Below are 15,667 nucleotides of genomic sequence, written 5' to 3' on the forward strand. Positions count from 1 at the left end.
CCATGGCAGGCGAGCCCGTCATCACGATCGTCGGCAACCTGGTCGACGACCCCGAGCTGCGGTTCACCCCGTCGGGCGCGGCGGTCGCCAAGTTCCGCGTCGCGTCCACCCCGCGCACCTTCGACCGCCAGAGCAACGAGTGGAAGGAGGGCGAAGCCCTCTTCCTCACCTGCAACATCTGGCGCCAGGCCGCCGAGAACGTCGCCGAGACGCTCCAGCGCGGCATGCGGGTCGTCGTCCAGGGCCGGCTGCGTCAGCGGTCCTACGAGACCCGCGAGGGTGAGAAGCGGACCGTCTACGAGCTGGAGGTCGACGAGGTCGGCCCCAGCCTGCGCTACGCCACCGCGAAGGTCACCAAGACCAACCGCGAGGGCGGCGGCGGCTTCGGCGGTCCCGGCGGCGGTGGCGGTGGTGGCTGGAGCGGCGGCCCGCAGGGCCAGCCGTCCGGCGGACGTTCCGGCGGTGCACCGCAGGACGACCCGTGGGCCACCTCGGCCCCGTCGTCCGGCGGCGGCCAGGGCGGTGGCGGCGGTTGGGGCGCCCCGTCCGGCGGCGGCTACGACGAGCCGCCGTTCTAACGTCTCGGACTTCTTGAACGAAATTTCTGGAGAGCAACATGGCGAAGCCGCCTGTGCGCAAGCCCAAGAAGAAGGTTTGCGTGTTCTGCAAGGAGAAGATCTCCTACGTCGACTACAAGGACACGACCCTGCTGCGGAAGTTCATCTCCGACCGCGGCAAGATCCGTGCCCGTCGGGTGACCGGCAACTGCACGCAGCACCAGCGTGACGTCGCCACGGCCGTGAAGAACAGCCGTGAGATGGCGCTGCTGCCCTACACGTCCACCGCGCGCTGACGGAGAGGGTGACCGACAGATGAAGATCATCCTCACCAACGAGGTCTCCGGCCTCGGTGCCGCTGGCGACATCGTCGAGGTCAAGGACGGCTACGCCCGTAACTACCTCGTCCCCCGCGGTTTCGCGATCCGCTGGACCAAGGGCGGCCAGAAGGAGGTCGACGCGATCCGCCGCGCCCGCCGGGTGCGCGAGATCAAGACCCTGGAGCACGCGGGCGAGATCCAGGCCCAGCTGCAGGGCCTGGCCAACGTCCGCCTGGCCACCAAGGCCGGCGAGAGCGGCCGCCTGTTCGGTTCGGTGACCCCGGCCGACGTCGCCGAGGCGATCAAGTCCGCCGGCGGCCCGGAGCTGGACAAGCGCCGCATCGAGCTGGGCGCGCCCATCAAGACCCTCGGCAAGCACGAGGTGTCGGTGCGCCTGCACCCCGAGGTCGCCGCCAAGGTGGCCGTCGAGGTCGTCGCCGCCTGATTTCCGGCGCCACCGCCACTCGGCCGGTGGTGCGAGGGGGCCGTCCCGGATCCGTCCGGGGCGGCCCCCTCGCCGTGCCCGCCGGGTTGCGGCGGGGGTGGCGTGGCGGGGCCTCGGGGCCGACGGCTCAGCGCACGGCGCCGGTGACCGCCCAGCGGCCGGAGCGGGCCCGCAGGCCGAGCAGCAGGCACCGGGTGACCATCACCAGCGCCATCGCCCACCACAGCCCCACCAGGCCGCCGTCCAGGGCCGGCACGGCGAGCGCCGCCGGGACGAAGACGGCCAGCGTCGCCACCATGGACCAGGCCAGGAACGGCCCGTCGCCCGCGCCGATCAGCACCCCGTCCAGCACGAAGACCACCGCGTTGACCGGCTGGACCAGCGCGACCACCCACAGCACCGAGGCGAGCGCCTCGCGCACCTCCGGGTCGGGAGTGAACAGCGGCACGTACAGCGGGTGCAGCAGGTAGAGCAGGGCGCCCAGCAGCACCCCGCCGCCGATGCCCCACTGGACCATCCGCCAGGCCGCCGCCCGGGCCCCGGGGGCGTCGCCGGCGCCGAGGTGGCGGCCGATGATGGCCTGCCCGGCGATGGCGATGGCGTCCAGCGCGAAGCCGAGGAAGGTCCACAGGGTGATGACCACCTGGTGGGCGGCGATCGAGGTGTCGCCGAGCCGGACCGCGACCGCGGTGGCCAGGATCAGGATGGCGCGCAGGCTGACGGTGCGCAGCAGCAGCGGCAGGCCGGCGGTGGCGCAGGCCCGCACGCCGGCCGCGTCCGGCCGCAGCGAGGCGCCGTGCCGGCGTGCCCCGCGGACGACCACGACCAGGTAGGCGGCGGCCATGGCGTACTGGGCGAGGACGGTGCCGAGGGCGGAGCCGGCGACGCCGAGCCCGGCGCCGTAGACCAGGGCGAGGTTGAGCAGCAGGTTGGCGCTGAAGCCGGCGACGGCGACGTACAGCGGGGTGCGGGTGTCCTGGAGGCCGCGCAGCACCCCGGTGGCGGCGAACACCACCAGCATGGCGGGGATGCCCACGGCGCTGATGGCGAGGTAGTCGCGGGCGTGCGGCAGGGCGTCCGGACTGGCGCCGAAGGCGTCCACCAGGGGGCCGGCGGCGGGGACGGTGAGGGCGGTGAGGGTCAGCCCGATGCCGAGGGCCAGCCAGATGCCGTCCACGCCCTGGCGGATCGCGGCGGCGGGGTCGCCGGCCCCGAGGCGGCGCGCGACCGCGGCGGTGGTGGCGTAGGCGAGGAAGACGAACAGGCCGACGGCGGTGGTGAGCATCGGGGAGGCGATGCCGAGCCCGGCGAGCTGCGGGGTGCCGAGGTTGCCGACGATGGCCGAGTCGGCCATCACGAACAGCGGCTCGGCGACGAGCGAGGCGAAGGCCGGCACGGCCAGCGCGAGGATCTCGCGGTCCTCGGCGCGCAGCAGGCGGCGGCGGGGCGGTGGGGTCCGGGCAGGCATCACGGGTAAGGGTCTCATAGCTTGTCTGTCGATTACATGGTGCGGGCGTTCCCTGTGGGGCGACGGCGTTCGAGGCCCCGCGTCAACGGCCGGAGCGCGGCGTTCACCGGCCGCCCAAGTTTTCCCCATCCACAGGGAGTGGATGAGGAAAGCGCAGGTGAGGGGCGTAGTGGGCGCCGGATCATATGTTTATCCACAGGGCTGTCCCCCGCTCTGTGCACAGAAAAACAGCTCTTCTCCACAGCTCGGGCCGAGTTGTCCACAGGGCCTGTGGATAACTTTCTTGGTGTCCCGCCGCCCGGCGCCGTACCGTGAGGTCTCCTCCGCCAGCGGCCCGTGCCCTCGGAGCGTTCACCCAGGCACCGACGAGCATCCCCGGGAGGCGACAGTGGACGGGTCCGGACCCCGCGGTGGCTACTCGGACGCCCCGCCCCCGGACGAGGTCGGCTTCGACGACTACCCGCCGGACATCCCGCCCACCCCCGGCGACCGCCTCCCGGTCAGCCGACGCCCCGACGAGGGCGGATCCCGCTACCGCCAGGACGGCTACCGCGGCGAAGGCCGCCGCGGCGAGGGCGGTCGCGGCGGCGACCGGGACCGCGGCCGCCCCCGCGACGACGTGCCCGTGGCCACCGGCGACTTCGAACGCACCCCGCCGCAGGACCTCGCCGCCGAACAGTCGGTGCTCGGCGGCATGCTGCTGTCCAAGGACGCCATCGCGGACGTCGTCGAGGTGCTCAAGGGCGCCGACTTCTACCGCCCCGCCCACGAGACCATCTACGGCGCCATCCTCGACCTCTACGGCCGCGGCGAGCCCGCCGACCCGATCACCGTCTCCGCCGAGCTCACCAAGCGCGGCGAACTGGCCCGGGTGGGCGGCGCCGCCTACCTGCACACGCTGGTCTCCACCGTCCCCACCGCCGCCAACGCCGAGTACTACGCGGAGATCGTCCGCGAGCGCGCCGTGCTGCGCCGCCTGGTCGAGGCCGGCACCCGCATCGTGCAGATGGGCTACGCGGCCGACGGCGACGTCGACGAGATCGTCAACAACGCCCAGGCCGAGGTCTACAAGGTCACCGAGCAGCGCACCGCCGAGGACTACGCCCCGCTCGCCGACATCATGGAGGGCGCCCTCGACGAGATCGAGGCGATCAGCAACCGCGACGGCCAGATGAACGGCGTGCCCACCGGCTTCGCCGACCTCGACGAGCTGACCAACGGCCTGCACCCCGGCCAGATGATCGTCATCGCCGCCCGCCCCGCCATGGGCAAGTCGACCCTGGCGCTCGACTTCGCCCGCGCGGCCTCCGTCAAGCACGGCATGACCAGCGTCTTCTTCTCCCTGGAGATGGGCCGCAACGAGATCGCCATGCGCCTGCTGTCCGCCGAGGCCCGCGTCGCCCTGCACCACATGCGCACCGGCAACGTCTCGGACGACGACTGGAACAAGATCTCCCGCCAGATGGCCTCGGTGAACGCCGCCCCGCTCTACATCGACGACTCGCCGAACCTGACCATGATGGAGATCCGGGCCAAGTGCCGGCGGCTGAAGCAGCGCAACGACCTCCGCCTGGTGATCATCGACTACCTCCAGCTGATGCAGTCCGGCGGCTCCCGGCGCCCCGAGAGCCGCCAGCAGGAGGTCTCCGAGATGTCCCGCTCGCTCAAGCTGCTGGCCAAGGAGCTGGAGGTGCCGGTCATCGCGCTCTCCCAGCTCAACCGCGGCCCCGAGCAGCGCACCGACAAGAAGCCGATGGTCTCCGACCTGCGCGAGTCCGGCTCCATCGAGCAGGACGCCGACATGGTCATCCTGCTGCACCGCGAGGACGCCTACGAGAAGGAGTCCCCGCGCGCCGGCGAGGCCGACCTGATCATCGCCAAGCACCGCAACGGCCCCACCTCCACCGTCACCGTCGCCTTCCAGGGCCACTACTCCCGCTTCGTCGACATGGCCCAGAGCTGACCCGTCCCGCCGCGGGGCCTCGGGACCACCCTCGGCCCGGCTGGCAGCACTCAGCCGGGCTGGAAGAACGCGAGCAGCCTGTTGGCGGCGTCCGGTGACATCAGCAGCTCCTGCATGTCCGCGGACATCCGGGCGGCGGCGCCGGTGCGTTCGAACATCTCGCGTTCGTACTCCGCGACGGCGGCGGCGAAATCGTCCGGGTGCGCGGCCAGCGCGAGACCGAGCACGGCGCCGTCGAGCAGCGCCATGTTGGCGCCCTCGCCCACCGGCGGCATCAGGTGCGCGGCGTCGCCGACCAGCGTGACGCCCGGCGTCGGCGGCCAGGTCAGGCCGGGTGGGAGGGTGGTGATCGCCCGCGGCACGACCGTGTCGTCGCAGGCCGCGATCAGCGCCGTGATCCGCGGGTCCCAGCCGGGGAGCAGCTCGATCAGCCGCGCCCGGGCGGCGGCCGGGTCGTCGAACGGGATCCCGCTGGTGGCGAACCAGTCCTCGCCGGTGTTGTAGAAGCTGACGCCGATGCGCACCCGGCCGTCGCCGTTGCGCTGCGCCGCCAGGGATGTCCCGTCTCCGAGCACCCAGAAGTTGCCGCGCCCGACCATCGCCGCGAGGTCGGGGTGGGTGCGGTCGATGTCGGGGATGCCGACCTCGACGACGTTCTGGCCGACGTGCGCCGGCCGGGCGTCGGTGAGCAGCGCGCGGACCCGGGAGTTGGCGCCGTCCGCGCCGACCAGCAGGTCGTACGGCGCGCTGCGGCCGTCGGCGAAGTGCAGCCGGCCGTCCTCGGCGGACGTGAACGCGTGCCCCCAGCGCACCGCGTCCTCGGGGAGGGAGTCCAGCAGCAGGGCGCGCAGGTCTGCGCGGTCCACCTCGGGGCGCTCCAGCGGGGCGTCGTCGGGCGTGTCCTCCTGGAGCAGCAGGGTGCCGTCCGGCCGGAGAAGCCGCATGTCCTGGCCTTCGCCGCGGGCGATCGCGAGGAACCGGTCGATCAGGCCGGCCTCGCGCAGCGCCCGCTGGCCGGAGTGGATGTCGAGCATGCCGCCCTGGCCGCGCGCGTCGCGTGACGGCTCGCGTTCGTACACGACGGCGTCGATGCCGTTCAGGTGCAGCATCCGGGCAAGGGTCAGGCCACCCAGGCCGGCTCCGACGATGGCGATGGTCATGGCCGCCTCCTCCGATACACCGTATTGGTCGATACACTGTATCGCCACGAGGCGGTGTACCGTTGGCGGCATGTTGGTGTGGGAGAGGCCGGAGCCGCCGAATCGACCCGCGCCGGCCCCGTTGAGCCGGGAGCGGATCGTTCGGGCGGCGATCCAGCTGGCCGACGCGGAGGGCCTCGACGCGGTGTCGCTGCGCAGGGTCGCCGCCGCGCTGGACGTCCGGCCGATGCGGCTGTACGGCTACATCGCCAGCAAGGAGGAGTTGCTGGACCTGATGGTCGACGCCGCCCACGCCGAGATCCGGCCGTCCGGCGACGGCTGGCGGGAGGTGCTCCGTTCCCTCGCCGAGGCCACTCGGCGGGCCGTCCACGAGCACGAGTGGCTCGCCGACCTGCTGGGCGGCCGACCCCAGCTCGGGCCGGGCGCGCTGGCCAGCGGGGAGAGCGTGGTGGCCGCACTCGGGGAGGTCGACGTGGACGACGTCATGCCGGTGGTCTCCGCGGTCAACGCGTACGTGATCGGCGCGGTGCGCCGGGAGATCGCCGAGCGGCGTGCCGAGCGGGCCAGCGGCATGGACGAGAGGCGGTGGCAGGCCTCGCTCGGGCCCTACCTGGAGCGCGCCTTCGCCACCGGCCGGTTCCCCGCGCTGGCCACGGTGGTGCGCGACGCCGCCCACCTGGACGCCGACCAGACCTTCCGGATCGGCCTCGACCTCCTGCTCGACGGCATCGGGGCCCGCCTGGCACGCTGACGCCCGGCCGGGGCGGGGCAGGTCGCGGTGGCGTGGTGGGCGGGGGAGCCGGTGGCGGTGCTCACCACTGCCAGACCCACTCCCGCACCTCCGGCAGGTCCTCGCCGTGCTCCCGGATCCAGTCGTGGTGCCGCAGCCGCTGGTCCTGCATCCGCTGGCGGAGCGTGATGCCGCGGTCGACCAGCCCCGGCACCCGGTCGATGACGTCCATGACCAGGCGGTAGCGGTCCAGGTCGTTGCGGACCACCATGTCGAACGGCGTGGTGGTCGTCCCCTCCTCCTTGTAGCCGCGCACGTGCAGGTCGGGATGGCCGTTTCGGCGGTAGGTGAGGCGGTGCACGAACCACGGATAGCCGTGGTAGCCGAAGATCACCGGCGTGCCGGGCGGGAAGACGGCGTCGTAGTCCCGGTCGGTCATGCCCTCCGGGTGCTCCTCTGCCGGCAGCAGACGCATCAGGTTCACCACGTTCACCACCCGCACCCGCAGCTCCGGCAGGTGCAGGCGGAGCAGCGAGGCGGTCGCCATGATCTCCAGCGTCGGGGTGTCCCCGGCGGCGGCCAGGACGACGTCCGGCCGGCCACCGACGTCGGAACCGGCCCACTCCCACACGCTGACGCCCCGTTCCACGTGCGCCAGGGCGTCGTCGATCCCCAGCCAGTCGAACGACGGGTGCTTCCCGGCGATGATCACGTTGATCAGGTCCCGGCTGGCCAGCGCCTTGTCCGCGACCGCCAGCAGAGTGTTGGCGTCCGGCGGCAGGTACACCCGCACCACCTGCGGGCTCTTGTTCGCCACGTGGTCGACGAAACCCGGATCCTGGTGCGAGAAGCCGTTGTGGTCCTGCCGCCACACGTGCGAGGTGAGCAGGTAGTTCAGCGACGGCACCGGCATCCGCCAGGGCAGCTCCCGGGAGACCTTCAGCCACTTGGCGTGCTGGTTCAGCATGGAGGACACGATGTGCACGAACGCCTCGTAGGAGGCGAAGACGCCGTGCCGCCCGGTGAGCAGGTAGCCCTCCAGCCAGCCCTGGCAGTTGTGCTCGGAGAGCATCTCCAGCACCCGGCCGTCGCGGGCGAGGTGCTCGTCCACCGGCAGGTACCCGGCCTGCCAGTTCTTCGCGGTCGCCTCGTACACCGCCTGGAGCTTGTTGGAGGCGGTCTCGTCCGGACCGAACAGCCGGAAGTTCCGGCTCCCCGCGGTGTCCGCGAGGACGTCCCGCAGCATCCGGCCGAGCGTCTGGGCGGGGGAGTGCGCCACCGTCCCGGGACGCTCCACCGGCACCGCGTAGTGGCGGGCCCCGCGCAGCGGCAGGGCGCGGGTCAGCCGGCCGCCGTTGGCGTGCGGATTGGCCGCCAGCCGGCGGTCGCCCCGCGGGACCTGGGCGAGGACGTGCGGCCGGGGCCGCCCCGCCTCGTCGAACAGCTCCTCGGGCCGGTAGCCGCGCATCCAGCTCTCCAGCTGCGCCAGGTGGGACGCGTCGTCGCGCACCTCGGCCAGCGGCACCTGGTGGGAGCGCCAGGTGCCGGCCACCGGCAGGCCGTCGACCTCGGCGGGGCCGGTCCACCCCTTGGGGCTGCGCAGCACGATCACCGGCCAGTGCGGGCGCTCGGTGGAGCCCTCCTCGCGGGCGGCCCGCTGGGCGGCGGAGATGCGGTCCAGGGCGAGGTCGAGGGCGGCGGCCATCGCCTGGTGGACGGCGGCCGGGTCGTAGCCGTCCCCCGCGTCGACGTGGATCGGCTCGTGCCCGTACCCGCGCAGCAGGGCGTCGAGCTCCCTGCGCTCCAGCCGGGCCAGCACCGTCGGGTTCGCGATCTTGTAGCCGTTCAGGTGCAGGATCGGCAGCACGGCGCCGTCGTGCACCGGATCCAGCAGCTTGTTGGAGTGCCAGCCGGTGGCCGCCGGGCCGGTCTCCGCCTCGCCGTCGCCCACCACGCAGGCGGCCACCAGGCCGGGGTTGTCGAAGACGGCGCCGTAGGCGTGGGCGAGCGCGTAGCCCAGTTCCCCGCCCTCGTGGATGGAGCCGGGCACCTCGGGCGCGATGTGGCTGGGAATGCCGCCCGGGAAGGAGAACTGACGCATCAGCCGGCGCATCCCCTCGGCGTCCCGGCCGGTCTCCGGGTGGATCTCGGACCACACCCCGTCCAGCCACGCGGTGGCGACGGCGGCCGGGCCGCCGTGTCCCGGCCCGGTGACGTGGATCATGTCGAGGTCCCGCTCGCCGATCACCCGGTTCAGGTGCGCGTAGACCAGGTTCAGGCCGGGGCAGGTCCCCCAGTGGCCGAGCAGCCGGGGCTTGATGTGCTCCGGGCGCAGCGGCTCGGTGAGCAGGGGGTTGGGGAGCAGGTAGATCTGGCCCACGGCCAGGTAGTTGGCCGCGCGCCAGTAGGCGTCCACGGTGCGGAGTTGGTCGGCCGTCAGCGGGGTGGCGGCGTGCAGCGGGGTCGGGTCCGGCGGCGCGGTCGGCCCGGCGGCGCCGGTGGGGGCGCCGGGGGGCGGGGTGCTCCCGCTCCGGTCGGCACGGCCGCCACCCCGGGCGGTGGTTCCTCGCATCGTCTCCCGACTCCTTCCGCCGCCGTCGCCTGGCACCGCGGTGCGCTTACCGCGCGCCGCGCGGGCGAAACGCGCGGCGCCGGCGGGCGGCGCCACCGGGCGGCGCCACCGGGCGGCGTGCGGGGCGGCGTGCCGGGGCGGCGTGCCGGGGCGGGCGGCGTCGGCCGGGGCAGGCGCGACGGGGCGGTGTACGCGGGGTGTCCGTGCGGTGTCCTCGGGGTGCCGGGACGGTTACCACTGGCCGCGGGAAGGACGGCGGGGCGCGTACCGACCGAAGCCACTGGTTGGAAGGGCCGCAGATCCCGTACGGTCCGGGAGGGTGTGGAACCGACGGGTTCCACCGGCCTGCACGGCTTCGACACGGACGGGGGCACCGAGATCGACGGCGACGACGACATCACGGGTGGCGAGCTCAACGGCCACGCCCGCGCGGGGCTGACCGCGCACCCGGCACCCGCGGCGGCCGGCGCCACCGGCGGGCCCGGCGGGCCGGACGACGCCCGGGCGGCGAACGGCGGGCCGGCCACCGGCGCCCTCCCGGCCACCGGCGCCCCCGGCCCGGTGCCGCTCACCGAGGACGTGCGCGGCGTCTTCGTCGCGCTCGCCGAACTGCTCGACGGGCGGGTGCGCGACGGCATGGTGGAGGACACCGCCGCCTTCGCCCGCCGCCACCTGAAGGTCACCAGCTCCGAACTGGTCTCCCACGCCCAGGACCTCACCATGGCGTCCTTCCGGCTGGCCAGCCGGGTCCTCGGGCGGGACATCGCCCGCTGGCCACCGGCGGAGGTCGCCGGGCTGGAGTCGGACGAACCGCCCCAGTGGGGATCGCTGGAGATCGGCTTCGACGACGACGGCGAACCGGTCACCGAGTCCGTGCCCTCCTCGCTGGTCGCCGCCTTCGAGGCCGGGACGGTCGCCGAGGTCCCGCTCGTGGTGGCGGTGAACAACCGCTGGAACGAACGCGAGATCACCGTCTACAGCCGGCTCGCCGACGCCGGCCAGGCCGAGCAGCACCTCGCCGACGTGCTGCGCCGTGGCCGCGGCGAGGCCAACTACCTGCGCGGCGGCTGCCTGCGGGCGAGCGTGGAGAACGGCAGCGTCGCCTTCACCCTGGTGCCGCGCCCCTCCGGCACCCGGGAGGAGCTGGTGCTGCCGGAGCGGGTCTGGGAGGAGATCCGCACCAACGTGGACAACTTCTTCGCCCGCCGGGAACTGCTGGCCGAGATGGGCCTGGGCACCAACCGCGGCCTGCTGCTGGCCGGCGCGCCCGGCGTCGGCAAGACCCAGCTGTGCAAGGTGCTGGCGGCCGAGCTGGCCGGCCAGGTGACCGTGGTGTTCGCGGACGCCGCGGCCATGGCCAGCTGCCTGAACGACCTCTACGAGGAGCTGGTGCACCTCGGGCCGTCCCTGGTGGTGCTGGAGGACATCGACCTGGTGGTGGGCTCGCGCAAGCGCAACGCCAACCCGCTCACCCTGAACGAGTTCCTCACCGCGCTGGACGGGGTGTGGTCGCGGCACAACGACGTGGTCACCGTGGCCACCACGAACGACGCCGACGGCATCGACGACGCCGCCAAGCGGGCGGCGCGCTTCGACACCGTCGTGGAGGTGCCGCTGCCGGACGCCGCCGGCCGGGCCGCGATCCTGGAGCGCTACCTGCGGCGCTGCTCGGCGCGGGTGGACGTGCGGCGGGTGGCCGAGGCCGCCGGCGACGTCTCCGGCGCGGACCTGCGCGAGCTGGTGCGGCGCACCGTGCTGGAGTACGGCGACGGCTTCACCACCGACCAGATGCTGGCGGTGGCGGGCGGCGGGCGATGGGAGCCGTCCACCGGCCAGTACCTGTGAGCCGCCGCCGGCCGGGGCGGGGCGGGCGGGGTGCCGGGGCGGGGTAGTCCGGCTCGTTCTGGGTAGCCGCACCGGCGTCCACGTCCGCGCACCGCGGCGCACACCGGCCGACGAAGGGAAGCACCATGGCCCGACACGATCCCGGCGCCCGCCCCGAGGACGAGGGCATCCCGGACCTCCAGGACGGCACGCCGGAGCAGCAGGTGGCCCAGGACCCGGAGCAGATGGCGGTGCCGGTGGACGAGCCCGTCGCCGCCGAGGAGTGGGGCACCACCACGCTCGAACAGCAGCTCGGCAAGCCGCTGGAGGACCGGCTCCGGGAGGAGGAACCCGAGTCGGACCTCGGCCCGGGGACCGCCAGGGACTGGGACGACGAGGCGGAGGACACCTACGGCCCCGCCGAGCCCAGGGCCGGGCGCCTGGTGGAGCGGCGCGACGGGCGGCCCGGCCGCGACCAGGACTCCTGGGCGCGGACGGAGGACGCCGAACTCCAGGGCGGCCTGACCGCCGAGGAGGAGGCCATGCACGTCACCGACGCCGACCGCGCCGTCGGGCCGGCGCCCGACGAGGAGGAGGAAGAGGAGCCGTAGGAGCCGAGGGAAGAGGAGGCGCAGGGGCGCCGGCGGGGCCGGAGCGGCGGCCGGACCGCCTCAGGCGAGGTCCGGGGCGAGCAGCGCCCGCACCCCCTCGACGTTGCCGGCCAGGTACTCCCGCAGCCGTCCCGGCACGACGTTGACCGAGCGCAGCGCCTCCGGCGTGAACGGCAGCCGGACGATCTCGTACTCGCCGTTGGGATCCTCCACCTCCGGCCCGTGGCGCCGCGCCGGGTCCATCGAGACCAGCCGGCAGACGAAGAAGTGCTGCACCTTCACCCCGTCCCGCCCGTCCTCGGTGACGTGCGGGACGGTGTCCACGAAGGCCGGCACCACCCCGGCGACGCTGCCGCCGAGCTCCTCGGCCACCTCCCGGTGCAGGGCGGCCACGACGCCGGCGTCCTCCGGCTCCACCCCGCCACCCGGGGTGATCCAGTACGGCGCCTCGCCCGGCTTGGTCCGCTTGATCAGCACCAGCTGGTCGCCGTCCAGCACGATGGCCCGCGCGGTGCGCTTGACCACCGGCCGGGGGGAGGCGGCGGCCGCCCCGGCCGGGGCGGGGTCGCTGCCGCGCCCGGTGGGCACGGGGTGGGTGGGGGCGGGGGCGTGATGTGTGGGGATACGGCTCACCATGTCGGGACATGTGCCGTTCCCCGGTGCGGGTGAAACCTGATCGCCGGGAACGGGCGAGTGAATCCCGCCTTACCCGCCCGCTCCCGGCGCGGCCCTCGGCCCGGCGCTCCGGCCCGAGAGGCCGGCACCCCTCGGGCCGCACCCCTCGGGCCGCGCCGGCTCACGGGCCGGATCAGCCCGCCGTCGCCGCCGTCAGCGCCTGCTCGATGTCCCGCAGCAGGTCGGCGGGGTCCTCGATGCCCACGGACAGCCGTACGAAGCCCGCCGGCACGGCGTCCCCGCCCCACCGGGCGCGCCGCTCCGCCGTGCTGTACACCCCGCCGAAGCTGGTGGCCTCGGTGATGATCCGCAGCGCCCCGAGGAAGCGTTCCGCCGTCTCCCGGTCGGCCAGCGTGAAGGAGACCACCGGCCCGAAGCGGCGCATCTGGGCCGCCGCCTGCCGGTGCGCCGGGTCCTCGGGCAGCCCCGGGTAGCGCACCTGGAGCACCCGCGGGTCGTCCCGCAGCCGCTCGGCGATCGCCTGGGCGCTGGCGCACTGCCGGTCGAAGCGCACCTGGAGGGTGGCGATGGAGCGGTGCGCCAGCCACGCCTCCATCGGCCCCGGGATCGCCCCGACCGTGGTCCGCCACAGCCGTACCCGCTCGGCCAGCTCGGCGTCGTCGGTCGCGACGTAGCCGAGCAGCACGTCACCGTGGCCGGCCAGCGACTTCGTCCCGCTGGCCACCACCAGGTCCGCTCCGAGCGCCAGCGGGCTCTGCCCGAGCGGCCCGGCCAGGGTGTTGTCCACCGCGACCAGGGCGCCCACCCGGTGCGCGGCGTCGGCCAGCCGGCGGATGTCGCAGACGTCCAGCTCGGGATTGGACGGGGTCTCGATCCACAGCAGGGCGACGTCGTCGTCCAGCTCGCGCGCCTGGGCGTCACCGGCCGTGGGCGCGAGCCGCACGGTCACCCCGTAGGACTCCAGGCGGGCGCGGAGCGAGCGGGTGGCCTGGTAGCAGTCGGAGGGCAGCACGACCGCCTGACCGGAGCGCACCAGGCCGAGCAGGACGGCGGAGACGGCCCCCATGCCGGAGGCGAAGGTGACGGCGTGCGCGCCGCCCTCCAGCTCGGCGATCGCCGCCTCCAGCAGCGTCCAGGTGGGGTTCTCCATCCGGCCGTAGGTGTATGGGCCGGTCGGCTCGCCCGGCAGGTGGTAGTGGGCCGCGAAGACCGGGCCGGGTAGCGACGGCGTCCACGGATCGGCACCGGGCTTGCCGGCGTGCACCGCGCGGGTGCCGTCGCCGGCGCCGCCCGGCACCGGTGCGGGGACGGGCGCCGGCGCCGGTGCGTTCGCCGGCCGCTGGTCGTCGGGGGTGGGCTGTGCTGGATCGGACATGGCGTCCATTCTGCGAGGCCCCTCCGGGATCGGCGCGGCCGGCCGTCCCCCGGTGGCGCAGCCGCCCGGCGGCTGCGCCCTCCGGGCGGCTGCGTCCTCCCGGCGGCTCAGCGATCGCCGACGACGAGGTCCAGCACCCAGGCGATCGCGCTGATGATGAGCGAGCCCAGCAGGGCCGTCCAGAAACCGTCCACGTGGAAGGCCAGGCCGACCTGGTCGGAGAGCCACGAGGTGAGCATCAGCATCAGCGCGTTGATCACGAAGGCCAGCAGCCCGAGGCTGAGCAGCAGCAGCGGCAGGGAGAGCAGCCTGACCAACGGCTTGATCACCGCGTTCACCACGCCGAAGATGAGCGCGACCAGGATGACGGTGATCACGGTGTCGGCGGTGCCGTCGGAGCTGAGGCGGATCCCGCTCAGCAGCCAGGCGGCCACCCAGATGGCGACCGCGTTGATCAGCGTCTTGACCAGGAAACCGATCATGGCGTCATCGTTTCACCCGGCCCCCCGGTTGACCACGAGCCGCGCCAGGCGGGTTGAATGTGGCCGACGTGTCCGCGTGTCCGCCGGAGCGGTCCGGGGCGCGGCGAGGAGGAGGGCACACCAAGATGCAGGTGTTCCGGCTGGACGACCTGGACGCCGAGCGCGCCGCCAACGAGGGCGCCTACCTGCGCTTCCTGCGCGCGCGGAACATGTCGGTCGGCCTGTACGCGCTGGAGCCGGGCGCGGCGGATCCGCAGAAGCCGCACGACCGGGACGAGCTGTACGTGGTGATGAGCGGCCGCGCCTACCTGACCGTGGGCGAGGAGACCACCCAGGTGGCGCGGGGCAGCGTGGTCCACGTCCCCGCCGGGGTGCCCAACCGCTTCCACCACATCACCGAGAGCCTCCGGGTCCTGGTGGTCTTCTCCCCACCCGAGTGACCCCCCGCCACCCGAGTCGTCCGGCCCCGCCCGAGTGATCCGCCACCGGCACACCGGGCGACCCGTCGGCATGGAACCCCGGCCGCCCGCACCGGCACGCCCCTCCGTCCGTCCGGATTATTTCGCTCCACCACGCTTTGCCCCGCTTCACCTGGAATGTGGGCAGCACGAAGTGTGGCCCGCGGGGGGACCCCCGATTTTCAGGATCCCATGTGATGGTGGCGCGGCGCAGGCCTTTTGTGTGGCCTGTGGATAACTTCGTGCAGTTTATCGTACGAGTTATTGCATGTTTCCGGATTCATGAGTTGGGGCCGTGTCTCTGGAGGCCTGAGCTGGGGCGCTGGGACATTGCGTGAGCCCGGGTTGTCCACAGGTTTGAGAATGGGGCTGTTCCCGGGAAACCCGCCCATGGAATCCTGGAATTGGGGGTACCCAGCGCCCCCCACTTTGGCATGCGCGCAGGCGGGCTTATGGGCGGGGCGCACGGGCATACGGGCATACGGGCGGGTGGGAGGCTTGGCGCGGGCATCGTGCGGGTGCACGGGCACACGAGCGGACGGGGGGTCTCGTGCGGCCTTCCGCAGGCTGTGCGCGGGCAGGTGCACGGGCATCCCGCAGGGGCCCTCGGGCGGGCGTTCAGGTGGGATGGCCCGGGGGCTCAGGTGGCTGGCCCGGGGGCTCAGGTGAGGGCGGCCGGGCGGGGCCTGGGTGGGGGTGGCCCGGGTGCGGTGTCAGGGCTGGGAATCCGGGCAGAGTAGGGGGTCCGCCCGCTGGGCGCGGGCCATCCGTCCCCCTAGTCTCGACATTGGGCGCCAGAAGTACAGCGCCGCGTCGCCCGGCCCAGAGAGGGCCGGCGGTTTCGAGGAGACGAGATGGACACCGTCAAGCAGCAACTCGACAAGCTGCCCACCCTCGCCAGGTACGGCGTCATCGCCGTCGGCGTGGTGCTGGCCGCCTGGGTTCTCTTTTCCCTTATCGGCTTCCTGGCCACCCTGGTCTTCCGTGTCGCCGTCTGGGTTCTCGTCGTCGGCGCCGCGGTGCTGATCCTCCAGCGTCTGCTGGGGCGCAACCGGAGCTAGCCGGC

General features: G+C 73.7%; 15 protein-coding genes. 9 read left to right on the plus strand and 6 right to left on the minus strand.

The annotated features are described in order from the left end of the window. The first annotated feature begins 2 nt into the window (after positions 1-2). From FHU37_RS11950 to rplI, 3 genes are read left to right on the plus strand one after another with little or no spacing between them, the layout of a single operon-like run. Positions 3-578 carry a single-stranded DNA-binding protein gene (locus tag FHU37_RS11950; protein ID WP_179814171.1) on the plus strand — a complete coding sequence of 192 codons (576 nt, stop codon included), beginning with the start codon at positions 3-5 and terminating at the stop codon, positions 576-578. Positions 579-616: 38 nt separating this feature from the next. After that, positions 617-853, plus strand: a complete 237-nt coding sequence (rpsR, locus tag FHU37_RS11955; RefSeq protein WP_179814172.1) for a 30S ribosomal protein S18 — start codon at positions 617-619, stop codon at positions 851-853. A 19-nt stretch (positions 854-872) separates the two neighbouring features. Continuing rightward, positions 873-1,322 (plus strand): 50S ribosomal protein L9, encoded by a 450-nt coding sequence (gene rplI, locus FHU37_RS11960; protein ID WP_179814173.1) that lies wholly within the window; start codon positions 873-875, stop codon positions 1,320-1,322. Between the two features lie 127 nt (positions 1,323-1,449). Here the strand turns inward: rplI and FHU37_RS11965 are convergent, their stop codons facing one another. Next, positions 1,450-2,790: an MATE family efflux transporter gene (locus FHU37_RS11965; RefSeq protein WP_246449815.1), complete on the minus strand. Its 1,341-nt coding sequence runs from the start codon at positions 2,788-2,790 to the stop codon at positions 1,450-1,452. A 469-nt stretch (positions 2,791-3,259) separates the two neighbouring features. On the opposite strand from FHU37_RS11965, the gene dnaB reads away from it, so the two are divergent. Then, positions 3,260-4,753, plus strand: a complete 1,494-nt coding sequence (dnaB, locus tag FHU37_RS11970) for a replicative DNA helicase (protein WP_179816212.1) — start codon at positions 3,260-3,262, stop codon at positions 4,751-4,753. A 50-nt stretch (positions 4,754-4,803) separates the two neighbouring features. Here dnaB and FHU37_RS11975 read toward each other — a convergent pair whose 3' ends face one another. Further along, the gene (locus FHU37_RS11975) at positions 4,804-5,913 is read right to left on the minus strand and encodes an FAD-dependent oxidoreductase (protein ID WP_179814175.1); all 1,110 of its coding nucleotides are present in this window, start codon (positions 5,911-5,913) and stop codon (positions 4,804-4,806) included. Positions 5,914-5,983: 70 nt separating this feature from the next. Here FHU37_RS11975 and FHU37_RS11980 point away from each other — a divergent pair, with 70 nt between their 5' ends. Further along, positions 5,984-6,664, plus strand: coding sequence for a TetR/AcrR family transcriptional regulator (locus FHU37_RS11980; RefSeq protein ID WP_179814176.1), 681 nt, complete (start codon positions 5,984-5,986; stop codon positions 6,662-6,664). Positions 6,665-6,725: 61 nt separating this feature from the next. Here FHU37_RS11980 and FHU37_RS11985 read toward each other — a convergent pair whose 3' ends face one another. Next, a complete protein-coding gene (locus FHU37_RS11985) occupies positions 6,726-9,215 on the minus strand; it encodes a phosphoketolase family protein (RefSeq protein WP_179814177.1) in 2,490 nt (829 codons plus the stop codon). Between the two features lie 321 nt (positions 9,216-9,536). Here FHU37_RS11985 and FHU37_RS29310 point away from each other — a divergent pair, with 321 nt between their 5' ends. Both FHU37_RS29310 and FHU37_RS11995 read left to right on the plus strand, forming a co-directional pair. Next, positions 9,537-11,060, plus strand: coding sequence for an AAA family ATPase (locus FHU37_RS29310; protein ID WP_179814178.1), 1,524 nt, complete (start codon positions 9,537-9,539; stop codon positions 11,058-11,060). Positions 11,061-11,185: 125 nt separating this feature from the next. Beyond that, positions 11,186-11,650 carry a DUF5709 domain-containing protein gene (locus FHU37_RS11995; RefSeq protein WP_179814179.1) on the plus strand — a complete coding sequence of 155 codons (465 nt, stop codon included), beginning with the start codon at positions 11,186-11,188 and terminating at the stop codon, positions 11,648-11,650. A 60-nt stretch (positions 11,651-11,710) separates the two neighbouring features. Here FHU37_RS11995 and FHU37_RS12000 read toward each other — a convergent pair whose 3' ends face one another. The 3 genes from FHU37_RS12000 to FHU37_RS12010 all read right to left on the minus strand — a co-directional run bounded on the left by FHU37_RS12000 (position 11,711) and on the right by FHU37_RS12010 (position 14,143). Then, positions 11,711-12,286 (minus strand): NUDIX domain-containing protein, encoded by a 576-nt coding sequence (locus FHU37_RS12000; protein ID WP_179814180.1) that lies wholly within the window; start codon positions 12,284-12,286, stop codon positions 11,711-11,713. A 172-nt stretch (positions 12,287-12,458) separates the two neighbouring features. Continuing rightward, the gene (locus tag FHU37_RS12005) at positions 12,459-13,661 is read right to left on the minus strand and encodes a cystathionine gamma-lyase (RefSeq protein WP_179814181.1); all 1,203 of its coding nucleotides are present in this window, start codon (positions 13,659-13,661) and stop codon (positions 12,459-12,461) included. Between the two features lie 107 nt (positions 13,662-13,768). Next, positions 13,769-14,143: a phage holin family protein gene (locus FHU37_RS12010; RefSeq protein WP_179814182.1), complete on the minus strand. Its 375-nt coding sequence runs from the start codon at positions 14,141-14,143 to the stop codon at positions 13,769-13,771. A 125-nt stretch (positions 14,144-14,268) separates the two neighbouring features. Between FHU37_RS12010 and FHU37_RS12015 the strand changes: the two genes are divergently transcribed. Then, entirely contained in the window at positions 14,269-14,583 is a 315-nt protein-coding gene (locus tag FHU37_RS12015; protein WP_179814183.1) for a cupin domain-containing protein, read from the plus strand. Between the two features lie 872 nt (positions 14,584-15,455). Beyond that, the gene (locus tag FHU37_RS12020; protein ID WP_179814184.1) at positions 15,456-15,662 is read left to right on the plus strand and encodes a hypothetical protein; all 207 of its coding nucleotides are present in this window, start codon (positions 15,456-15,458) and stop codon (positions 15,660-15,662) included. Positions 15,663-15,667: the final 5 nt, after the last annotated feature.

The organism is Allostreptomyces psammosilenae (assembly GCF_013407765.1).
GTDB lineage: Bacteria > Actinomycetota > Actinomycetes > Streptomycetales > Streptomycetaceae > Allostreptomyces > Allostreptomyces psammosilenae.

Excerpts from the sequence above, each read along its gene's own strand:
- FHU37_RS11950 (WP_179814171.1), top strand. The coding sequence starts at position 3 with ATGGCAGGCGAGCCCGTCATCACGATCGTCGGCAACCTGGTCGACGAC.
- rpsR (WP_179814172.1), top strand. The coding sequence starts at position 617 with ATGGCGAAGCCGCCTGTGCGCAAGCCCAAGAAGAAGGTTTGCGTGTTC.
- rplI (WP_179814173.1), top strand. The coding sequence starts at position 873 with ATGAAGATCATCCTCACCAACGAGGTCTCCGGCCTCGGTGCCGCTGGC.
- FHU37_RS11965 (WP_246449815.1), bottom strand. The coding sequence starts at position 2,790 with ATGCCTGCCCGGACCCCACCGCCCCGCCGCCGCCTGCTGCGCGCCGAG.
- FHU37_RS11975 (WP_179814175.1), bottom strand. The coding sequence starts at position 5,913 with ATGACCATCGCCATCGTCGGAGCCGGCCTGGGTGGCCTGACCCTTGCC.
- FHU37_RS11980 (WP_179814176.1), top strand. The coding sequence starts at position 5,984 with ATGTTGGTGTGGGAGAGGCCGGAGCCGCCGAATCGACCCGCGCCGGCC.
- FHU37_RS11985 (WP_179814177.1), bottom strand. The coding sequence starts at position 9,215 with ATGCGAGGAACCACCGCCCGGGGTGGCGGCCGTGCCGACCGGAGCGGG.
- FHU37_RS11995 (WP_179814179.1), top strand. The coding sequence starts at position 11,186 with ATGGCCCGACACGATCCCGGCGCCCGCCCCGAGGACGAGGGCATCCCG.
- FHU37_RS12000 (WP_179814180.1), bottom strand. The coding sequence starts at position 12,286 with ATGGTGAGCCGTATCCCCACACATCACGCCCCCGCCCCCACCCACCCC.
- FHU37_RS12005 (WP_179814181.1), bottom strand. The coding sequence starts at position 13,661 with ATGTCCGATCCAGCACAGCCCACCCCCGACGACCAGCGGCCGGCGAAC.
- FHU37_RS12010 (WP_179814182.1), bottom strand. The coding sequence starts at position 14,143 with ATGATCGGTTTCCTGGTCAAGACGCTGATCAACGCGGTCGCCATCTGG.
- FHU37_RS12015 (WP_179814183.1), top strand. The coding sequence starts at position 14,269 with ATGCAGGTGTTCCGGCTGGACGACCTGGACGCCGAGCGCGCCGCCAAC.
- FHU37_RS12020 (WP_179814184.1), top strand. The coding sequence starts at position 15,456 with ATGGACACCGTCAAGCAGCAACTCGACAAGCTGCCCACCCTCGCCAGG.